Here is a 20,631-nt window from a genome sequence, read left to right on the forward strand (position 1 = left end):
TCATTATGAATCTCTTGTCGTGCACACGTGCATTGCGACGTAGTTCGAATTGTTCTAACCAGTGCAATGTCATCACGCTAAAACCTACGCTACAGGTTATGTTACAGCTAGCAACATCATGCCGGGCGTCACGCGCGAAGTCCCTCCAGCCAACAGCAAACCGCCCTCAACGGATTCCTCACCGCATACGATCAGGAAGAAGACCAATTCAATCATGAAAGAGTCAAAAACCTAGAAAAACGCGAAATGTGTTGGCCGAAAGACGGCTACATTATCCTCAATGACACAATCACCGCGAAAGCCGGGGACGAGTCAACGGTGTCGGCGCTCTCGTGGTCACACTGAACATGACATTGTAAGGGGCCAAGATCTCATTTATGCCTCGTTCACTCAACCGCTGACACTAACGTGCAATGCTGAGTGTCTTGGAGATTACATACAGGCACTCGGAAATCTCTGATAGAACACAACTTCAACTTTGTCAAGATCATTAATAATCGGTAGGATACATTAATGTGAGTGATGCTATTGGCGATGAGAAATCTCCTCGATGAACTCTGGATCACAAAGGGACACATTTCGCGTAAATGCGGTTCTCTAACCGTATCGGGCACACTAAACACAGTCAGACTGTGAGTCTCAGAATACCGTCTGAACTATCGGACCTATGGCGGAATTGGGCTTGAATCATGCATCTATCTTGGTCTCTGTCCCCACAGAGCTGTCACACTTGCAGTCACCATCGAGAAAACGACGTTGCTAGTTCCACGACCGCACTATAAAAACGATTCTGTATTACCGCTAAGCCGCAATCTCTATATCTATGGCTTAGTACGATGGAGTATGGCTCAACTCCCTATTCAATTTGCTAGAGAGGTGCTCCCCAGACCAGTGAAGAAGAAACTGTCCCCCGTGTATAACCAATGCCGCAGGAGATATTTCCAGTCTCGTGTCCTAACTGGCTACAATAATGTTAGATATTCCTACAGTGGGGTGAGTTATGAGATGTCCTATACAACAGATAGTGCTGACAAGTTCCGAAATATTATCAAAAATAAAGAAATAAAAGCAGAGCAGGTGAATCTTAAATACATAGCATCAGACAACAACATAGATGCTTTTGTAGATGTTGGAGCCCATTTTGGCACGTATTCTGTAATCGGTAGTCAATTAAATCCAGGAGCTCGGGTCTTTGCATTTGAGCCAGATGAATATAATCGCTCTGTGCTGAGCCATGTTCTCAGCATTAATGACATACAAGTAGACATACGACCTGAGGTTGTCACTGATCACACAGGCAAAACAATATTCTATACCGATGATTCTAAAGGATCAGAAAGTCATTCAACTAACCCTAGTAACAAGGGAAAAAGAACGCGAAAAAATACTATCTCATTATCTGACTTTTGTGCCACCAAAGATATTCAAAGTTTGTTTGTTAAGATTGATGCAGAAGGGAGTGAAGCAAAAATATTAAAAGATATATCCTCTGCGAACTTTTCACACATTGAGGGGATTGTAGAACTCCATCCTGATAAGCTCAAACCGGATACTGGGGACGTTGTGTCAATTATCCAAAAGAGATTTGAACAGTGTGAATTCCTTGGCGATTCGTGCGAAAACCACCCAAGAGAAGAATCAATTGAATATAAATATAACCGTCCAATATACTACTTCAAAAATTAAATGAGTAAAAATCGTGGGATTCTCTACATGGTCAGTGGTGAGCAATTTGTTGATGAAGCCATATATTCTGCACAATCTGCGAACACCCATATGCCGGAGGTTGATACGGCAATTGCAACTACCGAGGTAAATCAAGATCTGACCACTTTTGATTATGTTATTGAATTAGATGAAGCCCAACGGAAGGTCGTAGAAGGAAGAAACTGGTTGATTGACTCAACTATCAAGCCAGATTTGAGTCCTTTCGAACAAACATTATATTTAGATAGTGATACATATATCGCCAATGATGTGAGCGAACTATTTGGATTACTAGATAAATTTGACCTTGCGATAACAAGAGTGCCACAACAACCTCCCGTCCCAGAGCTACCGGAACCATGGCACTTGTACAATTGTGGTGTGATATTGTACCGAGACTCACAAGAGGTGCGACACTTCCTGAATCGATGGTCCGAGATATATAATCAAATCCTAGAAGATCAAGAACAACCAGAGGATCAACCCGCTTTTGCTAAGGCGTTATACGAGTGTGATGATCTTCAATGGTATACGCTTCCTAGGCGCTATAACGTTCGCTTTCCACGCCGGGGAGTGTTGGCCGATGAAGCTAAAATAATACACGGACGTCACCCTGCTGGTCTCGACAAGGTATCTTCCGAGTTGAATCAGTCGAAAGGCCTTCGCGTATTTCGTGAAAGGTCATTCCGTTTCACTCCTGCGACTGTCGTTTATGATAGACCAACTCTCCGCTACTCTTTAGAGAATTACGTTACAGAATATGGACTGTGGTATACATTAAAAAGAGCAAGTGCATACGCAGTAGATGCGGTTTTGGGCACAGATATGCGTAAAGAGATAGGAAAAGAAAATAATGATTAACGCTACCGATAGACCACGAACGCTCGAAGTGTTATCATTACTGCTTCTGTGTAGTGGGGTCATTTTAACCCCACTCAGATACCATTTACCCCCTGATATCTACGGCAATATATTTCTCCTCTCCCTACTGTTTGTTTGGACATTGAAAGAATTGTCCATTGAACGAGAGATAGAATTGACATATTTCCACATATTTGGGATATTATTTATTTGCCTTGCACTTGCCAGCACCTTTTGGAGTGAAAGCATAAGCAGATCTTTTCACTTCGTACTACCATGGATTGCGTCAATATTGTTTATTGTATCAATCCAGAATAGCATCAATCATAAGCATCAGGTAGATCTCCTGTTAATACTATACTTGTCTTTAACACTAGTGTTCGCTGCTGGTATAATATACAATTATATTGTCCAATCGCCATGGCAGGCCTCTAGATATTCATTCCTTGGAGAAAACCCAAATAGAATGGGATTCTTTCTTGCGGTTGGGGTGCCTATATCACTGAGATTCTTGCATAGCAATAACCGCACTTTTTATACTCACTTCATATTTGTTTTCTGTGCTGTTATTATTCTAATTTCCGCAATTTTCTTGACTGGGTCACGCACAGCAATAGTCGCTCTACTCCCTTCTGTCCTTGTTGTAATTTATTTCAGCATATATATGTATAGCATAATCTCAAAGAAGATGGCTTTTTTAATCTCGATAGCGTCAATCCTACCTCTATTCTATTTTCTGCCTGTTGAGGAGATCTGGATTCGTATCAGCAGCATTTATTCAGAGGTAGTGAACCTATCTTTTGGTTCCAGGTATGTGATCTGGACTGAGGGGTTTCAGGTATTTGCCAATTCGCCTACCATCGGTGTTGGATATGGTGGATTTCGCGCGGCTGCTGAACCAATTCTTGGATATGAGGTTCCACCAGAGAGCACATATCTAGGGGCTCTATACCAATTGGGAATTATTGGTGCTATCTTGTTTACACTAGTATTGACTTCATTATTCAAAATGGCGAAGTCTAATCTGTTATGGTTAAGTTTCCTTATCACGAATCTTATTCTAATGATAACAAATGATTGGCTACATTATCCCACAATGTGGATTCTATTTGCTATTATGGTAGTTGATCTCACCTTGGATAATCCTGTCGAACGCACGACAAAAACGCAGTAGGCTGACCAGTTAGCGAATGGATCGCCAAGCCGTTGAGTTGGTGATTTGCTGTATGTATTTAGAGTATCGCTTCGATAGCGTCTTTGACTACCTTTTTCGCTGCTTTCCAGTAGAGCTCTCGGCGTAATTGAAACGCTGTGAGATACTGTGTCAACTTGCCCTTTGATATGACTCGATATGGCGAGGATTAATGTTTGTTGGGTGACATATCGCTCTCGTAGGTATTGACGTGGACTTCGTCCTCAACATGTTTGCTATCACCGTTGACGACGTATTTGTGGTCATGTGTGTCGTCTCCTTTCCCTTCCAGCGGTACGTACGCGCAAAAATAATCAATATCGACGGGGACTGACTCCTTCTGGCGACCGTCCCGAAATAGTCGAATCATTCACTATTCGGCGTCTTTCGCCGGGATTATGTAGCGGTTATCGGTTCCGGCATTAACTAGAATGAACACGGGTGGTTTGTCCTCCTCGTATGAACTTCACCCATTACAGAAGTGTAACCTCCGAGTAAGCGGAGATCGTGGTTCCCCAGTGTCGCTGCAACCGTGAATCGCCAGATACAGCACATATAGGGATGAAGATGAGCTTGTACAGATCTTGCCAATCAGCTGACCATATAAGCCACCAAAGCCACAAGATAGCAATGTCACGGTGAAAATATGCTAAAATGCGGCAGTATCAATTGTCCTATGTTGTGAGGCACCGAATCTAGTAGCTCAGGTTTGAAGGGGAACTAGTCTTCTGTGACTTCCCCGCTACTGCCCTGTGATATCAACGCATGCATTTAGTAGGCAGAGTCAACAGCGGGTACAGTGCGAGTATTTGAAATTATGCTGTTGGCCCGAATAATTCTCCTGTGCTCCTGATAAGGATCGCGTCCTTGCTGGCTCCACGTTGCCTGCAAGGAGAAGAGAGTCTCATGAGCGAACACCCTGTGGTCATTTCAGAGTACCACGATAATCTTTCGCAGGACGACCGGCTCACATAGCGAACTATTTGTGGCGTTGTTCGTTGGCGAGACCACTGGTTTATCGACCAGCGTAAGCCAGTCGTTAAGCCCCATTTCGATCTTTCCGAGTAGTGTTGCCACTGGTCCGTTGGTCACTAAGTGCTCAATCAGCGACTCTGGTTCTCACCGTGCTACACGCTGTATTTCTAATCGCTCATGTAGTGCCACGTCAGTCTCCAACCGAGAGCTTGGAGACCGACGTACAACTGCTTGAGTGCACGAAGATCGGTTCACCTTCTTCCCGCCTGTCGGCCGCATCTGCAGCCTCTCAAATGGTGTGTGACAAACACCGTTAGATATTATTATTATTATTAAAAAATCTGGACATGATTTTCACCGGTCACACATAATCGTTCGTATGAAGTCCTCGCCAAGGTCTTCACAGAAATCCCCCGACTACGACTCTCTCGAATCACAAATAGCGTGTGTTCATCCGTTCGAAACGTCTGGAGCCACGCTTGGGTTCCACTACGTTTCATCCTCGTCTCCTCAATATGTACCACGTCAGCTTGTTGTACCTGTATGCGTACTGTTGATACTAGCAACCAGCGCGCGTAGCACGCTTGGTCGCATAGCACGCGGACGCGCCCGATAGTTCGACTTCATAGAATTGCTGGAATCAGTCGGCAATTTTTTGATAGGGGGTCGATGGTCATACCGGGAAAGAGATGCCTGCGCGATGATATTTACCCCAAACTGTTCCCTATCGTGGCAGTTGGGGTCTGAAGTACTGTCTCGGTACCACACAAGTTGCACTCATGATAATTGCGGTGGACGGAGACGACGAAGGCCCTCGCACTGATGCTGGGATTCCAGCTCGGAAATCGGGTCACGAACCTGAGCGGCGGCCTGCACCTGAGCCGAATCAGGAAACCGAGGTCACAGGTGACTACTGTCCTGACTGGAGTGAGCAGTTCGACGAGTCGGAGAGCGTTAGCCTACGACTCATCAAGGGGATTCCTGACTCACAACCGATTGAGACCACTCAGTGCATCCTTCGACGGGAAAGGTGACTCTCTAGAGTCAGACCGTTTCTGGCTAGACGGTGTGTAGTGGCCTCTCGTGATAACAAAGCTTCGCTCTGAGATGCTTGTTCTCTTTGCAGAGTTGCTGATTTTCCCGTCCAATCTTCCCAACCCACTTTTTATGATAAGAAAATTTCATATGAGGATTCAATTTGGTCGTCTGAGGAGTTCATGTCTACACTCGCTAAACCAGGTGAAACAGGATGGTTTCCGTTAGAGAGACTACCGCTGCACTCGCCATTGTCATCTGCATTGATTTACTACCTGCTCAGAGGCGAGATAACAAAGAGTGTCGAAATCTTTCTGGGCCAAACGGATGCGTGTCAATAATCCTATACTGATGAGCGACGAGACTTTTATATTCCATGGAAGCCATTCGGGATCACATAGTCAGCGGAATATTGATGTATGTAGCTCGAAAAAATATTCTATGCCGAGTTTAAGTCGTGCTAAGGAAGTTCTTGAAGAGGATGGAGTCTTAGGACTTTTGCAAAAATGTCAGATGTTTGTCACACGAGAAGGTATCAATACTTACATCATGACACACTCACGATTAAAAAAGGCCTATTATGAACGGTTTGATCATGGTGTCACGGATATGATGGCGGAAGATTGGGATCTTCTGCTAATTCTAGATGCATGCCGCCACGACCTTTTCGAAGAAGCAAATACGATTCCAGGGGATTTCTCTTATCGAATTTCCCCGGGTTCATCGACATCTGAATTTTTGGATACAACAATTGTCGGGGAAAATTTCCATGATACAGTGTACATCACAGCGAATCCACAGCACGTAAAAAAAGATATTAGAGAAAGTTTCTACGATATCATCCCTGTTTGGAAAACTAACTGGGATAAATCTCTTCGAACGGTTCATCCCCAGTCAGTTGTTGAGGCTGCACTAGATGCAAATAAGCGTTATCCAAATAAGAGGCTTCTCATTCATTTTATGCAGCCACATTATCCATTTATTGGTGGAAAAAATAAACAAATCGATGAACAACGTGGGTCCAGTATTGCTGGTGACTACCATGATCTAAAAACCGAGGGTCTCAAGACAGTATGGGAGAAGTTGGAAGATGGTGATCTTAGCTACGAAGCCGTCTGGAAAGGGTATAAGAATAATCTTGAATTGGTGCTCCCACATGTGCAAGAAATTGCTGACAAATGTGAAGGAAAATCGGTTGTCACCTCTGATCACGGGAATCTTTTAGGAGAGTTTGTTTTCTCAAGAATGCAGAGAATTTACGCACATCCCAACTCTCTCCACGTTCCCAATCTTGTCAAAGTCCCGTGGTTAGAAATTCCCTATGAGCGCCGACGAAAGGTAGTTTCCGAACCACCCAGAAACTCCCCGAACCACGAAAAAGATAATACAGCTGTCCAGGAACGGCTTCAAGATTTGGGATATACAGGATAGCATTCAATTGTTGATGTCTGATACTATTCTTGGAGTATCGTGGAAGGACTTATTACTGCAACAGATGGGGATTTCTATAACGTCCCTGCAGACAACCTGCCAGCCCGGCCTTCGTAGCGTGTTCTCAGTTTGCCGAGAGATGTATATTAAAAATCAAAAAAGAATCTCTGTCAGGTATCGCTATATCCAGTATTTGGACGCTGCTTCTTGAACGCTGGCGGTAGTATGACACATGAAGTAGCTTGAAGATGTAATATAGCACCATACCATGTGCTTTATTTTGAAAGTCTAGGTACTACTGTAGCTGAATACTGCTGCTGTCTTGCGGTACTTGACTGGCAGCCTTCTATTCTGTTACTTGAATACAACCGTACAGCAACTTTACGTTAGCAACTTGAGTAGATCTTTCCAAGCCTCCAAGCGAATATACGACGACTACGGTTTCTGAAAAAACGAGTGAGAGATCGACTCAACTCATGATCCAGCACGAACTGGAGACGATGTTTGGAGCAGTTGAGTACGCTATCGATAACCCCAGCAAATGACGGTCCAAGCGATGCTGATTTAGTTCGACCACTGTACCAACGGTTGTGTTCATTTGATACTCATACGAAATCCTAGGACGCAACAACGATGAAATTACTATGAATATCTCGAAATATCCTGGCGAAAATAGAAGAGATAGGCACACACAACCTCACGTCTTTCTCGAAAGCAGATCTTTATACATCTGCTCAATGCGCGGGAGAATTCTCCTAGCTTTAAACTCTTTAGCTTGGGTTTGAGCACTATTTGAATATCGTTGTAAACCAGAATCGATGAGATTCTCAATCGTTAACGCTATTTCCTCTGTATCACCACTTGCTGTTTCACCCCCGTCACCAATGATATCGCTTATAGACCCATATTCAGTTGAGATAATAGGTGTGCCCGTTGCAAGGGCTTCCAAGTACACTCGTGCAAGTGGTTCGTCCCACCGACCAGGGTACAGAAAGATATCATGACTAGAATATATCTCTGGCAATTCTTTGTTGGAAACGAACCCGGCGAATGTAACGATATCATCAAGCTCTGCTTCACGAACACTCTGTATAAGTTCACCACGCATAGCGCCGTCTCCAACGATAGTTAATTCGAAGGAATAACGCTCAGAGTCCTGAAGGTACTCAAGTATTGGTATGAGACGGTCGACGCCTTTGTGACGTTCCAGTGAACCGACGTACAACAACTGATATGGTGGATTAAACCTACTCTGGTGTTCTATCAAGAAATCTTCGTCAAGAATATGTGGTATCACATTAATACGATTCTCTGGGAACCCAAACTGGACGTAATTTTGTTTAACATGACTAGAAGGAGCTCTAAATGCGTCAATCTGCTCAATATTTCGTTCCCCATTTCTAACGAGGTAATCGTTGACGAATAGACTAGCGGCGCGTTTGAATGAATTACCATTTCGACGGTTGCTACTTGTCGTGATACACTGTACGCACTTTACTGGCGATTTTTCAGTGCATTTTTTCTCGCCTAAATAGAGTAAATCGTTTTTTGGACAAACTCCGCCGTAAGCATTGAGAGTTACAACTGTCTTCGATTCTGTTTTTACAGATATTGACTCTAGAGCAGGAATTGTCGGCATTATATAGCTATGTACTATATCAAATGCAGAAAATTCGTCCATACGCTTCTTAATTAAATGATTCAGTTCCAAATTTCCTTGGGGTAGATAGCTTGTTCCTAGATACCGGGTCTCTACTCCATTCGTAATAGCATCGCTGTCAGGAACCTCGGTAGGGCAAAAAACAACTACGTCGTGCCCGCGCTCTACTAATCCACGGACGGTTTGGGTGGCGCTATGAGTTGCTCCTGTCCCTTCATCTCCTGGCCAGCTTGGATGAATAAATGCAATTTTCATCTGTTACTTATACCCTAGTTGTTTTAGACGCTCACCGATGGTACTATTATCAACACCAGAGCATACACTGTCTGGCGGTTCTGCTTTTATCTCAGGACGTGATCCATTTTTGATAGTAAGCCAAGGAATCTTAACCAGTTCGTCTGCATAGATACCGCGGGGATGTCCCCAGATCTTCACAGGTATTGGGAACCCTCTTTCACCAAGCATGTTTCCGTGGTCAGAGGTAATTACAATTTTCCCCGAAATATCATCTATAAGTTGCTCAATATATGGTAGCACTTCTCTCAGATTCTGGTTATAATAGTATTCTATTTTATATTCCTCAGGATCCACTCTTCCACTCATGATCCGCTTCCAAATATTATCTCCAGAGGCAGCAGGATTGGCTAAATGGCTTTCCGCACTCCTGGTTGTATTGCTGATGAATGGGTAATGTGGCTGTATATAATGAATTATATGTCGCTTATTCGGATACTGCTCTACCGATTCTATCGCAAATTCGGTCATTGTCTCTGGTAAGACAGTACCGGTCTCTTTATCCCATCCAGATTCTTTCCAAACATCAATTATAGCATGGAGGTCTGGATTGATTCGACTCCAATTTCGATGGAGTTGGGGATTTGCTGTGGTGTAAACCGTATCATGTAGACATTTACCGCCAATATTCGCCTCTAAATATTCTGGCGTATTTGAACCCTGAGAAATCCTGTATTCTAAATTTCCGGAGATTGTATTATTATTGCGAAACATATCATATCTACATGCATCAAGAATTATCAATACGTCCCAGTCTTCGTTGAATATATCTGACCCATTTTTATTATGGTTAGATTTGTTAAAATCTCTAAAATACAGACTGTTTAATTCGATGGCGGCCATGCGGGGATTCGTTAAACCCTGTTTAATCATTTCAAAATTGTACATATTTTATTCTTGCTCAAGATCAGTATCGATATTAACTAGCATCACAGTTCTCAAGATCATGGGTGTGTTCCCTGATATTATCATTGGAGTATGTATTATTAATGACATCGCAAAATGCATCAACTAGTGCCTCGTTAGAGTACTTATTACGGACTCTCTCATGAGCTGATCGACCCATTTGTCCTCGTAAATCAGCACTATCTATGAGCTGTTGAAGATGGTGTTCAAATCCATCGATATCATCTGGGGTGGTCACAAATCCTTGTTCCCCATGTTCGACATTGATAGTTATTTCACCAACATTACTAGCAACAATAGGCTTGCCAGCCGCCATAGCTTCTATAACAGTAATGCATAATCCTTCATAATGTGATGGTTGAAAATATATGTCGACAGTAGAAAGAAAATCTGGAACTGAGTTAACATGGCCGAGGAGAGAAACGTTGGTCAGGCTGCGGTCACTTATGATCTCGGTTAATTCCTGTCGTCGAGGGCCATCCCCAGCAATTGCCAAATGAACATTTTTATCAGAGAATCGTTCAGCAACCTCAATAATTGCGTCATGGTTCTTTGGACGTATAAGATTCCCGACCGTCCCTATAATAATGGCATTCTCAGAAACCTCGTTAAGTTTACTACCACCGACAACCGATTCATTGAGCCTTTTCAATGGCATCGAGGGGCACGTATATTTCTCAATCGAAAGACCAGCTATAGGGACTGTCCAAATCCTATCACGATCCAGTCCTTGTTTTTCGATCAACATTGAATAAACTGCTTTCGAGTCAGCGAGAATCCCATCACATTGACCGATAGTAACTTTGTCAACTAGGCGACGAAGCTCTGTCTTGAATTCGGTGTTATGAGACCAGTTCAAAACTGTGTCTACCCCAAAAATAGCTCCGAATAACCGCGAAATGATTTCTGCATGATAGATAGATCCTACCAAGATATCGGTGTCTCGAAGAATCGATGTAATCGGTAATAGTTTATCAATCCGGTGTTTATTTTCAATATCAAGATCTATTACCTTAACATGATTAGGGATACTGGGGAGTATAGTTTTATCACCCCCGTACAATGCGACGATGGTGATATCAAATGCTTCTGGAGAAAGTCCACTTAGTAATCGAGCCATTCCGACTTCTGCCCCGCCTGTTTCGAGGCCGCTAATGAAATATGTTAGATTAGGTGTCTCTTCCATATTCTATACTTTATATCCTAATTGACGCAGTCGGTCGTCAACTGATTCTCCTCCTTGTTTTACTTCCTCTATGTCTGGCTCTTCGCGCTTGATACTCTTTCTTTCCGTAAAATCGCATGTGAACCACGGCACATCAATCAGCTCATCTACATAAATACCATCGAAATGACCATATGTTTTTAGTGGTATTGGCAATATTCGTTCTCCAAGGAGCTCCCCATGATCAGAAGTGATGACTGTTTTACCATTTAACACGTCAACTAATTGTTCAACGTGTTCAAGAACCAATTCTAAGTTTTCACGATAAGCCCGCCAAAGTAATTCGTCTGTGGCCTCTTCACTCCTTCTTAATGTCTCAATTAATCCTGGACTGACCGCAAAATGTTCTTTACCAGTTGGGCCAATATAGGGTTGATGTGGTTGCATATAATGGACGATAAGCCGCTTGTTTGGGAAGTTCTCAGCGACCTGCAATGCTTGCTGGGTTACTGTTTCTGGGCGAACAGACATGTCAGCTAAATCAAGGTGGTCTGCTTGAAGGTTGATAAACCGGTGTACTTCCGAATTAATTTCATCACGAAGTTTAGCGAACCACTCATTAGCTGAAATATATACTGTGTCGTATAAAACCTTATTTGAGAAGTTGGCACGAACAAACTCTGACGACATGCCTCCTCTTGACTGCCTTTTCTCCAGCGTACCCGACAGAGAGATTTGCTTCTCAAATACATCATACCGGCAGGCATCAAGAATAATCAAATTATCCCAGTCTTCATAAGAGAAAATATCTGTTCCCTCAGGGTAATACGAACGGTGTCGACCTCTCGTATAGTACAACTTATTTACTTCCCGGAGCAAAGCCGTAGGATCCGTCAGTCCTTTTTTAATATCTTTCAGGTTCATATTCTATGATTGCTTTATTCATTAGCGCTCTTCGCTTATACGGTTCCTGATCATCGTGCAAATATATCGTAAATTCTTTTTCCTATATATGATGGCAGAAGCCTCGGAGGCACGCGAAGACAGAGATGCTGCAACGTATCACGGGGCGAAGCAACACCAAGTTTTCGTAGTTTCCACGCCATTTGAATCTCGGCCATTGCATAATTTAGCCCCTCTCGGCGATCAACAAGGTTGTTTACATTTGCTCGGACGAGTGTTTGATTAAGATTGCGGAACTGAAGTCCAGCGGCAAGACCTCGCGCCCATAAATCCCAGTCCTCCATCAACGGGAAATCACGATACCCGCCCGCGTCGAGAACCGCTTCACGATCAAACATCACAGTCGGATGATTCACAGGACATCGCCACGGCATCCACTCGGCGATTTCATTATGAGATGTAGGAACCTTGCGTGTTCGTTCTGGAGGTTCGGGATCATCGCGGAATTCAGCGAGATGCGAGCCAACGATATGTGCATTAGTTTCTTTCAGAACATTTAACTGGTGTGTAAATCGCTCCGGTTCGGAAATGTCATCAGCATCCATTCGTGCAACAAAAGGCATTAAACATCCCTTGAGACCAGCTTGAAGTACTCCTCCTAATCCTTTGGCGTCAGGAAAGTGTTCGTGCCGGCTAATAGAGTGTGTATTGACCAAATCATTAATCGCCGTTTCAGTATCTTCTGTCAGCGACTGATTGGTTACCAAAACGATTTCCGCCGGTGGTGACGTTTGCTCAGTGATGCTTCGATGTGCTCGATTCAAATCACTTGGATCGCTCGTAGCGGCTACAGGGAATAAAACAGAGATTTCGCCCATTAATCTCGTCCTCCGTTCTGACTCCAACGGCCCATTATCGCAATTGACTCAGCACCGATTTATAAATGAATCGATGGTCGAGAGCTGATTTGACTGTTGTCTATCTGGATTCTGGTTATCATAACGTCAGATGTCCTAGATTTAAACGAAACCGTTCAGCCAACAACAGCGATTAGTTGCTCTGTTGAAATCCTTGTGAAATCATATATTCTGATTGTGGTTCGACGAAATGAATGCCTTCCCGAAGTCGCAGATTCTCCAGTTTACTGAGAAGGCAATCCATCTGGTGCGTCCACCGGTCACTCGATACCACTCAAAATTTTCCAAACACCGCTATACAGTTCCCCAGCACGTTGTTCTGTTATGTCTCAAACTTCAGAAGAACACGACTTACCGTGGCCGGGCTAATGAATTAACCGAAGTATCACGTTTCCGTCGTGTTCCCAAGTTAACCGAGATTCCTACGTCATCAACGTTTTGTAAGCCGTTCAACCGTCTTGATATGGCTGTGTATCGTATCATATTGACTCTCTTAGTGACGCTGCCTCCGGCGAGCGGCGTAGTTGGAGTTGCTACATTAGGTTTGACCGCTGTTATGCTTCGAAACGCTACATGAAACGAGCCGGAACAAGTATACGCCCTATACCGCAACCACTCGGAACACAGCACTGCAAGGAGGAGTGAGTACGTCACTACTATCCTACGCATAAATATGAACGGCTACATTCAAAAGCGTAACGTAGGAAACTTGCGATGGAACGTCCGCGCTGTGAGGTCCGGGCAGTACAGGATGAAGTGAGAGGACCGATGGCTAAGAAGCGCTTCTACTGGTACCGATGGCCGAGGCGTCGGACCCGCCGTCATCATCTGCCCCGAACGGACGGCGACATCCGGATCCCGAGGTTTGTCCCCGCCGTTCCCCCTCATCGACCGTTGGGAATCGTTAGTCTCGAGTTCCCGCTCTGTCGCTATTACTTGGAAGTCCTCAGTCGATGGGAAGTCGTCACGAATCAACGCGAGCATCGCGGTCAGCCCCGTTCTATCTGGCCTCGTCAACGAAGTCGGCGAGATCCGCTCCCGCATCCCAGCCGTATGCGTCGCGAGATTCGGGTACTCAGCATCCGAGAGTGACAACAGCATATCGGTCAAATGCGCCCGGAAGGTGGCGGTACGAGCTTCCCTGTCCAGAAAGCCAATCTCAAAGTGTGCAGCCAACTGTCCCGGTCGAAGGACCGCCCGGTCGATATCATCCGGTCGGTTCGTCGCCGCAACCACGATAGCCTCACAGTCCTCGTGAGTGAGCTGCGCGAGAAATTCGCTGGTAATCTTCCGGTCCTTAGCATGCGAACCCTTCCCTGACTATTCGCGCGCTCCGAACAGGTGTTCGGTTTCGTCAAAAAAGATGGCACACGGCCCAATCTGTTTTGCCTTGTCAAACAGCGTATTCACCCGGTCACTGCTCTCGTTGATCCACCTCGACGTCATGCATGCCGGGGAGAGATCGACGAACCGGACAGTGAGTCCGCCAGCAAGCGCTCTCGCGAACATCCTCTTTCCCGCTCCCAGTGGGCCATACAGCATGGTGCCGCTCTCAGACTTGACACTGAACCGCGAGAAGCGGTCGTCCCCATCGCAATGCGCTAGGTTCGAGGACACGGCTCTCGAGATCGGCCTTCACGTCATCGTGGCTGCCGGTGTCGGTGAACTGCTGCGGCGAGTGCTGCCAGTCATACGTCTAGTTCTACAACTTGACTTTAGACGGGCTACTCCCGGTCAATGAATGATTTCCAGGGGGCCGTCAGTGGACACATCCTCGGTAGCGACAGCATCGTTGTGGCGTTGTGACTGTTCGCGCTCCGATCCCCGCTCGCGTTCGTGTTCCGGGCCGGGGAGTAGGTAGTTGGGCCGGAGGGATCCGTTCTCACTCACGCTGTTTCTATTGGTTGCTCCGCCCTTTGTCTGTTACCGTAATCACAATGTACGTCTTGGCGAAGATAGCGATTGTGTTCCCCACAGCAAACGGAATATTGAGTGCGTGTAAAAAGTCAGAAACCGGCATGTTCTGGAGAAAACGTTCACACCACGAGCAAGAATACCGTGATGATGAACTACAGTCCACTCACCGCGATCGAGGGGAGAAGCGGTCGCCCGAGGAACCAGAACGCTGCGAATATACGGATGGACAGCCGGTCGTACACCGCGAGCCCCCCGAGGCCCGTCTAGAGAGGGTTGAGGACGGCTAGTGTGACCAGCCACCCCCTGCCATCACGACGGCTGCGACGAGCGAGGTTTCGATGAGGCGGCCACGCCGATCGTACGTAGGCAACGGCTCGTCCATTTGGACAAGTCCGTACATAAGATCGGCAACGAGGTAGGCGATTGTCGCAGCGAGTAGAGACACGTGTCGATTCCGGTGTTGTATCGATTTGTTGGAGTGATGTAATCGATTGTCAATTCAGTGTTTTTCGTGAGAGGATACCTGTGAACTGCGCGAAATTCGCAGTCGTTTAGAATGAGCTCGGTAGTACACTTGGTGTTGCTATCTAAGCCTGCGGTACGTGTTTACGCCAAGATCCCGACAGCCTGGACAGCGTGAGTCCGTGAAATCATCTCATTATTATTGACGACTCGACGAAGCTCTTCGTATGGATTACGTCCCTGCTGGCGCCACGTCGCCAGCAGGGACAAGACCGTCTCGTGAACAAACATTCCTCAGTCATTACGGAGCGTTCCGATGATTTTTCGGAGAACCACTGGCTCACAAGCCGCGTTCTCTGCGGCATTGTTCGTCGGAGAGACCGATGGCTTACCGACGAAGGTGACCCAGTGGTCGAGGATCTCCTTCGATCCTTCCAAGCAGTGTGCCCTAGTCTATCGGACCCTGACCGCTCAATCCGAGATCCAAGCTCTCTTCACACCACATGCTGGAGCTCTGCTCGTTCACGGACTGTCATGTTCCTACCCGTGGTCGTTCGTTTTCGGAGTCACATCGTTCGCAACAATCCACAACTGCCGAATGACGATCTTCAGATCGAACCAGAACGATTGAGAACGGATATACGCCACATCGTAGCGAAGCTTCTCTTCCGGGTCAAACCCCGTTGCATCGTTAATCTGGGCTAATCCCGTCAGCCCTGGCTTCACGAACCAGCGTCGCCGCCAGAGATCCGTCCCCGCCTCCATCTCGCTGTCGAGTTCTGGTCGCTCCGGACGCGGGCCAACAACACTCATCTGGCCACGTAAGATGGCGAGCAACTGTGGAATCTCGTCGAGATGCGTTCGCCGCAAGAACCCACCAACTCGCGTCACACGCGGGTCACGACCACCGTCATCCTCCTCACTGAGTGTCGCGCCACTCCCCGCTTCAGCATCGGTGACCATGCTCCGAAATTTCGCGACAGTGAACGTATCACCGAAGGTCGCGGTCCGTGTCTGCCGGTACAACACCGGGCCGGGACTGTCGAGCTTTATCGCGACAGCAATCACCAACAGAAGCGGACTCAACACGAGCAGTGCCGTCCCCGCAAACGCCACATCGAACAGTCGCTTCGTCACCCGGTCGAACCAGTCCCATGGCTCAAGATCAATCTCTACCAGTAGGCCGTCGCCCGGCTCATTAGTCAACACTACGTCAGCGTGAGTGCGATGGACCTTGGCCATAACTCCGTACTCGTAGCAGGTGTCTAATGTGCCGAAGAACTCTGCGCGGTCTGGTTGTGTGAACGCGAGTATGGCTGTATCGATGTCATAGTCAACGAGAATATCGTCAAGCCGTGAGAGTCCCCCAAGATTCGATACGTCCATCAACGCGTCTGCCGTTCCGCCGTCAGTCAGTTCGGGTGCGCGTGGCGTGAACGCCGCTTCCGAATCGGGTACTGGGGGCGATACGTAGCCAAGCACTGCCCCGTCAATCGTCGGCAGTATCTCTGCCATCACCTCGGGGTCGTCCCCGACGATGATTGTCCGCTCGCCATCTGCCCGTGGTCGCTGCCGAATCACGACAAACCACACCGGCACCGTACTCACAAGTACCACGCCCGTCACGATGAGCGTCGCTCGTGGCAGCGCGTACGTCGCATCCGCGTAGCCAATCGTCGCCATCGCGAGCAGCGCAACCGTGACACGCTTGAGCGCGTAAAACCACGTATCGAGGATCCGGCGTGGCCGTGGCTTGTACAGCGGAAACAGTGCGCCAACAACAACGGCGGTCGCGATTGCAGCCTCATACACGAACTCTGCTCCGGCTGCCCCATCAAACGGCAGCGACCCCACGACGGGTAACAGGGAAAAGAGCCGCTGGACCATGGCGCTGTTGGCGACTGCGACAGCCCCAATTGTCAGGAGGGCCGCGCCACCAACGCTGACGATTCGGTAGCCCCACCGCCCACTCATTAGTTCGTCTCAGCCGGAGCAGCGGCTTAACTGTGGCGTCCCGGCGCTGGAATGAATATGCTCTCTCAATACAACGTTATACACAATTCACAGGTTCAACTGCTGAGTCAGTTCTCGCCGTCGGACGCACTGGCCACCTGCTGTTCGCCGTCCTGTAACCGCTCCTCGGCCCGATCGCGGTCCTCCGGATAGCCGATATCCATCCGCCAGCCGTCCATTCGAACCGCATCAATTGTCCGCCCGGAGTGAATTAGCAAATCAATCGCATCGGAAATCTCGTACTCGCCGCGATCCGACGGCTGCACCAAATGACACGCATGGAAAATCGCCGGTGAGAAGGTGTAGAACCCGGTCATCACGAGGTTCGACGGCGGGTCGTCAGGCTTCTCGACAACAGCGGTAATCTCACCGTAGTCGTTCGTGTCACACACGCCGTACCGCGAGGCCTCGTCCCACGGCACCTCCTCGACCAGAAACGCCGCGTCGGCGCGGTCCTCTCGCTGGCGGTCAACCACGTCCTCCAGATTCGCTCGGAAGATGTTGTCCCCGAGCATGAGCATGAAGTCGTCGTCGATGTGCTCTTCGACGGTCAGGAGTGCGTGGGCAATCCCGAGTGGCTCGCGCTGGTGACAGTACGTGATCGGGACGCCCTCGTACGCGTCCCCGTAGCGCGTAATAATCTGTTCTTTTTTGTAACCAACAACGATATACAGCTCCGTCGCCCCCAACTCGACCAACTCGTCGAGACAGTACTCCAGGATTGGCTGGCCGTCAACCTCGACGAGTGGCTTCGGTTTGTCGTCGGTGAGAGGGCGCAGTCGCGTCCCCTTCCCGGCCGCAATAACGACTGCTTGCATACATTCACACACTGAGTCATGTGTAAAGGGTTTGCCGACTCACCGCCGGAGCCTATACCGACACCGCTTCGCCATCCTCAACCGCACTCTCCGACACTTGCACCGTCGTCTCACCGACCGTGTACGTTCCTGCGTACGGCACGGTCACGCTGTACTCCCCTACCCCATTCGTCTGGACCGTTCGCTCGTATGTCGTCTCGAAGCCTTCCCCGGTAACCGAAACGGACGCCGTCACGGTTTCGTTTGCCTCGGCCGTCCCAGTCAGCGTCGCCCCTGGAACCAGCGTGTAGACACGATACTGGTCCGTCGATGACTCGTACACGGCCTGATAGTGGGCGAGCCCGTCGCCGCCGTCAGTCTGGCTCCCATAGGCGGCGAGCCGTGCACCGATACTCTCCGGTGACGGCTCCTCGGTGTAGCTGGTCGGGAAGACAACGAAGCCCGCCCGCCCGGAGAGCCGGTCGTACCAGGCCTGGCTCTCGTTGCTCGTGAGGAACGGCTCGAAGTTCGACCGTGCGTAGCCGTACGAGCGTGAATCCCCATTCACGAAGTAGTTATAGGCCCGGTTGTAGCTCCACTGACTGAACACGTACTCCGGTTGTTCCTCCCACTCGGCTTGGGCCGTCTGGTCGGCCATCCAGTCAGCAGTTGCATAGCGTTCTGGCGGCGTCGTCAGCTGATTCGTCTTTATCGGGACCTGCAAGACGCCAAGCCCGCCGACGAGCAGGAAGACCGCAACAATCGCCCCGGCTTGCTGGCGGGTCGGCAGCGCGATGGAGTCACGCACGTCCGGGACAGGTGGCCGGACAGCGTCGACTCGCTCAACGAGCGCCACGAATGCCACCCCGGCGAAGATCGCCACGAAGGTCGCTAGTTCACCGACAAACCGTACCTGCACCATCGCGAGCAGCAGGAACGCCCAGCCGTAGCCCACTGGAACGAGCCAGCGGTCCTCGGTCGTCGCCTGCACCGTTGCCCACACCAGCGCCGGCAGCGCGAGAAACAGGGCGAAGCCAAGCAGGAGGAGCCAGCCCTGGGCGTCCGAGAACAGCCCCGCCGTCTCGGCAATCCGATCACTTCGGAATAGCAGTCTACTCGCCCGGGTGCGAAGTGTCTCCCACCCGTCCGGAAACAGCATGATAGCCCCGACGAGACTCGCGACCCCACTCGCAACGACGGCCCCACCAGCGAGCCGTGGGTCTGGGCGCACCCGCGCCACGACCTCGGTCACGACAAACACGACCGCCGTCCCCGCAAACAGGAGTGCCGGAGCCGTCGCCACGACCGTCGTGTGCCAGTCGAATGTCGTGTGGCCGAGCCACACCAACCCCGCCCCACCGAGTAGGCCCGCAAGGATTGGGGCCCCACTGACAAGCGGCGATTTGCCTGCCCGGACCCAGACGACGGCCAACCCCGCGGCAATGATCCCGATAGGGACAATCAGGAGTGGACCGGCGCTCCATGCGAGCACCTGCCCGCCAACGCCGAGGGCCAATCCCACGACGCCCAGCGTGGTCGCCCGCGAGCGCACGTCGTTCACGACGAGCGTGACCAACGAGAGGGCCGTCACGCCGAGCCACGGGTAGTCGAAGGCGTGGTGGTCGGCGAAGCCGAGACTCGTCCGCATCGCGTGCCCCGGCAGGACGGCGAGGAACACGACGGCCGCGAGCGCAACTCGCGTGTCGTCGGTCACGCGCTTCGTGAGCAGATACACGAGCAGGCCCGACAGTACTGCCGACACGACAGGATACCACGCGAGGATCTGACCGGTCGCCCCCGCCCCGCCACCCACCAGCGAGGCGAGCAGCCACATCGTCGCGACGTAGAGTGGCTCACCCTGCGTCACGCCTCCGGGCAGTGTCGACAGCGTCAGATCCGGCGTCGCGAGCAACTGCTCGACCCAGTAGCGGTAGTAGTAGGGGTCGTTTGCAGACAAGACGACGGTACCATCCTGAAACACTGGGCCAAACGCGAAGGCAATCCGAAAGACCGCCACAAGCGCGAGCGCCCCGGCGAGTGCACCCGCAACACGGCGGTCAGGTCGCGGGAGCGACCATCCTTGACTATCTTCGGTCTCCTGCTCGACGTTGCCGGCTAACCCCCTCTCCACCGCCTCACGGTCGGCGACGCGGTAGCCGTCGTTGACCTCCTCGACAATGCCCGCCCCGACGATTTCACCGAAGGCTCCCGAATCAATGGCGAGGTCGTCGAACGTGAACGGTTCCTCCGCGTCGAGCGTCGTCCGAATCGCCGATTCGAGCGCCGGGCGGTCGGCGACGAGGTCGGCGACGCGGCGAGCCGTTACCATACCGTCTCCAACACAGACGGGCGAATAAATCCAACCACTCTCTGCCGGCCCCAACGCTATTTTGTTT

Annotated in this window: 12 protein-coding genes and 3 pseudogenes; 5 read left to right on the plus strand and 10 right to left on the minus strand. The window is 49.3% G+C overall.

Annotation, left to right across the window (positions count from 1 at the left end; all coding sequences use genetic code 11):
• Positions 1-843: 843 nt before the first annotated feature.
• From DM818_RS08610 to DM818_RS08630, 4 genes are all read left to right on the plus strand, one after another.
• The gene (locus DM818_RS08610; protein ID WP_153952560.1) at positions 844-1,686 is read left to right on the plus strand and encodes an FkbM family methyltransferase; all 843 of its coding nucleotides are present in this window, start codon (positions 844-846) and stop codon (positions 1,684-1,686) included.
• Positions 1,687-1,713: 27 nt separating this feature from the next.
• Complete coding sequence (locus DM818_RS08615) at positions 1,714-2,568, plus strand: hypothetical protein (RefSeq protein WP_153952561.1); 855 nt, start codon at positions 1,714-1,716, stop codon at positions 2,566-2,568.
• A 466-nt stretch (positions 2,569-3,034) separates the two neighbouring features.
• Entirely contained in the window at positions 3,035-3,742 is a 708-nt protein-coding gene (locus DM818_RS15380; protein WP_394351343.1) for an O-antigen ligase family protein, read from the plus strand.
• Between the two features lie 2,379 nt (positions 3,743-6,121).
• Positions 6,122-7,201, plus strand: a complete 1,080-nt coding sequence (locus DM818_RS08630; RefSeq protein WP_153952563.1) for a hypothetical protein — start codon at positions 6,122-6,124, stop codon at positions 7,199-7,201.
• A gap of 697 nt (positions 7,202-7,898) precedes the next feature.
• Here the strand turns inward: DM818_RS08630 and DM818_RS08635 are convergent.
• The 5 genes from DM818_RS08635 to DM818_RS08655 are packed head-to-tail and all read right to left on the minus strand — an operon-like array spanning position 7,899 to position 13,007.
• A complete protein-coding gene (locus DM818_RS08635) occupies positions 7,899-9,116 on the minus strand; it encodes a glycosyltransferase family 4 protein (RefSeq protein WP_153952564.1) in 1,218 nt (405 codons plus the stop codon).
• Between the two features lie 3 nt (positions 9,117-9,119).
• Positions 9,120-10,043, minus strand: coding sequence for a hypothetical protein (locus DM818_RS08640; protein ID WP_153952565.1), 924 nt, complete (start codon positions 10,041-10,043; stop codon positions 9,120-9,122).
• Between the two features lie 31 nt (positions 10,044-10,074).
• Positions 10,075-11,247, minus strand: a complete 1,173-nt coding sequence (locus DM818_RS08645; protein ID WP_153952566.1) for a glycosyltransferase family 4 protein — start codon at positions 11,245-11,247, stop codon at positions 10,075-10,077.
• Between the two features lie 3 nt (positions 11,248-11,250).
• A complete protein-coding gene (locus DM818_RS08650; RefSeq protein ID WP_153952567.1) occupies positions 11,251-12,150 on the minus strand; it encodes a hypothetical protein in 900 nt (299 codons plus the stop codon).
• A 50-nt stretch (positions 12,151-12,200) separates the two neighbouring features.
• The gene (locus DM818_RS08655; protein ID WP_153952568.1) at positions 12,201-13,007 is read right to left on the minus strand and encodes a glycosyltransferase; all 807 of its coding nucleotides are present in this window, start codon (positions 13,005-13,007) and stop codon (positions 12,201-12,203) included.
• 229 nt (positions 13,008-13,236) lie between these two features.
• Between DM818_RS08655 and DM818_RS15175 the strand changes: the two are divergent.
• Positions 13,237-13,652, plus strand: a pseudogene (locus DM818_RS15175) (IS5/IS1182 family transposase); the annotation flags it as partial.
• Between the two features lie 81 nt (positions 13,653-13,733).
• On the opposite strand, the pseudogene DM818_RS15385 reads toward DM818_RS15175, so the two are convergent.
• The 5 genes and pseudogenes from DM818_RS15385 to DM818_RS08685 all read right to left on the minus strand — a co-directional run bounded on the left by DM818_RS15385 (position 13,734) and on the right by DM818_RS08685 (position 20,564).
• Positions 13,734-14,588: pseudogene (locus DM818_RS15385) on the minus strand (AAA family ATPase).
• A gap of 981 nt (positions 14,589-15,569) precedes the next feature.
• Positions 15,570-15,961, minus strand: a pseudogene (locus tag DM818_RS08670) (IS66 family transposase); the annotation flags it as partial.
• 4 nt (positions 15,962-15,965) lie between these two features.
• Entirely contained in the window at positions 15,966-17,399 is a 1,434-nt protein-coding gene (locus DM818_RS08675; protein WP_153952570.1) for a sugar transferase, read from the minus strand.
• A gap of 107 nt (positions 17,400-17,506) precedes the next feature.
• Positions 17,507-18,256 (minus strand): UTP--glucose-1-phosphate uridylyltransferase AglF, encoded by a 750-nt coding sequence (gene aglF / locus DM818_RS08680; RefSeq protein ID WP_153952571.1) that lies wholly within the window; start codon positions 18,254-18,256, stop codon positions 17,507-17,509.
• A gap of 52 nt (positions 18,257-18,308) precedes the next feature.
• On the minus strand, positions 18,309-20,564 hold the full coding sequence (locus DM818_RS08685) for an STT3 domain-containing protein (protein WP_153952572.1): 2,256 nt from the start codon (positions 20,562-20,564) through the stop codon (positions 18,309-18,311).
• Positions 20,565-20,631 lie beyond the last annotated feature (67 nt).

This window comes from Halosegnis longus, assembly GCF_009663395.1.
Lineage (GTDB): Archaea > Halobacteriota > Halobacteria > Halobacteriales > Haloarculaceae > Halosegnis > Halosegnis longus.